The sequence below is a fragment of the Candidatus Pelagibacter communis genome, from assembly GCF_001180165.1.
Classification (GTDB): Bacteria; Pseudomonadota; Alphaproteobacteria; order Pelagibacterales; family Pelagibacteraceae; genus Pelagibacter; species Pelagibacter ubique_P.
This window is the reverse complement of record NZ_CVSQ01000027.1, coordinates 1-3471: the sequence shown is the minus strand read 5'-3', so window position 1 is coordinate 3471 and position 3471 is coordinate 1. Positions and strand designations below refer to the sequence as shown.

Here is a 3471-nt window from a genome sequence, read left to right as displayed (position 1 = left end):
ATTATTTCTTTTTTAAAAAAGACAAAGAAAAAAAATCTGAGAAAAACTTTTTAAAAGGTGGAATTTGTTCAGTGATTGCAGGTTTTACAAGTTTTTGTGTCCATGCTGGAGGAACTCCAACCAGTCTTTACTTACTTCCACTTAGAATGAAAAAAGAAATCTATGTTGGAACAAGAATATTTTTTTTCACTTTTGTAAATTTAATTAAACTTCCTTTGTATATTAATTTGTCTATGACAAATTTAGAATCTTTTAAACATTCAGCAATATTATTTCCAGTTGCATTATTAGGAATATTGATTGGATATAAATTACTTAAAATTATTGAAGAAAAATTATTTTACAATTTTATATATGCTCTTATTTTCGTAACTAGCTCAAAGCTTTTATATGATTATCTAATATGATTTTTTTACACATACTAAATTTTAAATAAATGTTTAAGTTTATTTAAATTATGAAAAAAAAATTTAATCCAAGAATTAAAGCTAGATTAAGAAAAAATCGACAAGTCTTAAATAAAAATATCGACAACTTTTTTGGTTGGGTTAAAGGTGCAAAACTTGTTGAGCTAAAAGAATGTAATACAGATGAAGATCCTGTAAGACCGGAGTTAGATAATAAGTTTAGAACGGGATATGGAAGAAAAATTTTTGGAGTTGAATATAAAGGAGAAATTCATGCTGTTATGTGTTTTGCTTATACAAATGAAATTCCTAAAAGTGTTGAAGAGTTAGAAAAATTAAGCACTGATGCATTTCTACAAACTGCTATGCGAGATCAGGCTGGTGGTCAAATAGCAATTGCTTACACCGTATGGTCTAAAAAAAAGGGTGGAGGAAAGTTAATTGTAAAAGAAGTGTTCAAAAAAATTAAAAAATCTAATCATTTAAATAGATTAGTGACACTTTCACCTTTAACAGAAATGGCAACTAATTTTCATGAGAGAAATGGCGCTAAATTAATTCAAATTAATGAAACTACACAAAATTTTGAATATAAAATTATGTAACAATGAAAATTATTAAACTTTATCTTATAGTATTTTGTACTTTATTTGTTTTACCTTATTCTACAGTTATGGCTTACGAAGAAGCAAATTATGAAGTTATCTCTAAAAATGAGGTTTATGAGATTAGAAAATATTCTGATCGTTTAGCGGTGGAAACAATGACATCTGGAATAGATAGTAATTTTAGAAAATTGTTTAATTACATTTCAGGCAGAAACGATACTCAAGAGAAAATTAAAATGACTACCCCAGTTACCCAAGTTGAGAAAAATGGAAATATGAGTATGCAATTTTATTTACCCTCTAAATTTAACTCAGAAAATGTACCAAATCCAAGTAGGGAAGATGTTAAAATAGTTAACATTGAAGGAGGATACTACGCAGTGATTAGGTATTCTGGACGAGCATCAGATGGAAATTTTATTAAGCATAAAGAAATTTTAGAAAAAGAGTTACAAAAAAACAATGTATCAATTATAAGCCCACCAATTAGAGCAACTTATGATAGCCCATTTACCCTTCCAATGAATAGAAGAAACGAGGCTATGTTTAAAGTTGAATTAAATTGATGAAATCAAAATTTAAAGCAATGGTGTTATCTTGTATGGATCCAAGATTTCAACATTTAGTACATAATCATTTAAAGAAAAAAAAATTAATAGGAAAATACAGTGCATTCACAATTGCAGGTGCAGCTGTTGGTGTTACACATAATAAATTCAAAAAATGGCATAAAACATTTTATGACAATTTAGGAACCTCTATTCAATTACATAAAATAGAAAAATTAATTGTAATTAATCATAAAGATTGTGGCGCAGCTAAAATTGCTAATGGAAATAAAGAATTTAGTCCAGATAATGAAAAAAAAATTCATAAAGAGTCGTTTTCAAAAATTAAAAAACAAATAAAAAAAAGATTTCCAAAATTGAAAGTAGAATTAAATTTAATTTCTTTGGATAGTAAAATTACTAAATTCTAATTATTGATTTCTTATTAGAGGATAAACTTTAGGATTTAGATATTTTAAGTTTGTTAGCAATATTAAAATTAAAGTAACAAAGCCGATTGAAAATCCTAAATAAATTAAAACTTTAAAGTCAAACATCCACACTAGCTCAAAAATATTTTCCATAATAAATTTTGAACCAATCACCGCAAAGAATATTGCAATTAAAATTACAGATTTAAAAATAATGATGAATTCAATTAACGATGAAAAAACAATTTGTTTTTTTGAAAAACCTAAAATTTTAAAGATTAAATTTTGATATTCTTTTACTTTTCCTTGAACCATAATTGCACTTGAAATCACAATTAAACCAATAACAATAGTAACTGCTGAAATTAAAGTAACTGCAATAAATACCTTATTCAAAACAGCTGTAACTTTAGATAAGTAATCTGCAATTTTTATCATTGATAAACTTGGCATGATTTCAAGCATTTCAGTTTCATCAAATTTATTTGAATTAAATTTTGCAGTAGCCAAATATTCGTGTGGAATATTTTTTGCAAATTGAGGATTAAATAACATTGCAAAGTTGATGCTTAAATCTCGATAATCCACCTCTCTAAAATTAATTACTTTTCCATCAATTTCACGCCCATAAACATTTAAAGTGAAAATATCACCTAACTGGATATTTAAATCTTTAGCAACTTTTGCATCTAAAGATATTTGAAGTTGTTCTGGGTTTGCTAAATCCCACCATTCACCTTGTAAAATTGGATTATCTTCAGGAACATTTTCTACCCATGATGATCTTCGTTCACTACCAATTACCCAGTAACTATCATTATCTGGTTTAATATAGGTGTTAGGATCTACACCATTAATTTTTACAATTCCAGAAGATACCATTGGCACAATTTCAATAGATGCATTGGGATCCATATTTAAAATACCTTGCTCAAATTTCTCTCTTTCTCCTTTTTGAATACCAACGAAGAAATAATCAGGTGCAATATCTGGAATAGATTTAGCTATTTCTCTTTGAAAATTTGTACCAACTAAAGCTAATGTTAATAATAAAGTAACCCCTAAGCCAAGAGACATGACTGTAATGGGAGTTATACTTTTTGTTTGGGTAATATTTTTAATTGAAACTTTTAAAGAAATTATTGAACTAGATTTGAATTTTTTTAGGAAAAAAATGATTAATTTTGAAAGTAAGAAAAATACAATTAAACACACAAAAAAAGCAGCAAAGTAGCCTAAGCTATATGAGGGCTGTTCAGACCCAATAGTGAATAACAAAATTAAGATAGATAACAAAACAAAGCTAAGAACGATTGATCTCTTAGAATAATAAAATTGAAGATTTTGAAATACGTTTCTAAATAAATTAGACGCTTTTACTTGATCAATAGAACTGATTGTTGGGATAGAAAAAATTACCAGAACTATCAATTCTTTCTCCTAATTTTTGCCCAACTTGAACTCCTATTATAGATCC

General features: G+C 26.9%; 5 protein-coding genes. 4 read left to right on the top strand and 1 reads right to left on the bottom strand.

Features of this window, described 5'->3' with window-relative positions; all coding sequences use genetic code 11:
- The 4 genes from AMN88_RS01920 to AMN88_RS01905 all read left to right on the top strand — a co-directional run.
- The coding region (locus tag AMN88_RS01920; RefSeq protein ID WP_143323656.1) for a sulfite exporter TauE/SafE family protein at nucleotides 1-407 on the top strand (407 nt) is incomplete at its 5' end.
- A gap of 50 nt (nucleotides 408-457) precedes the next feature.
- On the top strand, nucleotides 458-1012 hold the full coding sequence (locus tag AMN88_RS01915; RefSeq protein ID WP_075536179.1) for a hypothetical protein: 555 nt from the start codon (nucleotides 458-460) through the stop codon (nucleotides 1010-1012).
- Nucleotides 1013-1014: 2 nt separating this feature from the next.
- Nucleotides 1015-1581 carry an SOUL family heme-binding protein gene (locus AMN88_RS01910; RefSeq protein ID WP_075536178.1) on the top strand — a complete coding sequence of 189 codons (567 nt, stop codon included), beginning with the start codon at nucleotides 1015-1017 and terminating at the stop codon, nucleotides 1579-1581.
- On the top strand, nucleotides 1581-1994 hold the full coding sequence (locus tag AMN88_RS01905; protein ID WP_075536177.1) for a carbonic anhydrase: 414 nt from the start codon (nucleotides 1581-1583) through the stop codon (nucleotides 1992-1994). The genes AMN88_RS01910 and AMN88_RS01905 overlap by 1 nt, the downstream gene beginning before the upstream one ends.
- On the opposite strand, the gene AMN88_RS01900 is transcribed toward AMN88_RS01905, so the two are convergent.
- Entirely contained in the window at nucleotides 1995-3425 is a 1431-nt protein-coding gene (locus AMN88_RS01900; protein ID WP_256997776.1) for an ABC transporter permease, read from the bottom strand.
- Nucleotides 3426-3471 lie beyond the last annotated feature (46 nt).

Excerpts from the sequence above, each read along its gene's own strand:
- AMN88_RS01915 (WP_075536179.1), top strand. The coding sequence starts at position 458 with ATGAAAAAAAAATTTAATCCAAGAATTAAAGCTAGATTAAGAAAAAAT.
- AMN88_RS01910 (WP_075536178.1), top strand. The coding sequence starts at position 1,015 with ATGAAAATTATTAAACTTTATCTTATAGTATTTTGTACTTTATTTGTT.
- AMN88_RS01905 (WP_075536177.1), top strand. The coding sequence starts at position 1,581 with ATGAAATCAAAATTTAAAGCAATGGTGTTATCTTGTATGGATCCAAGA.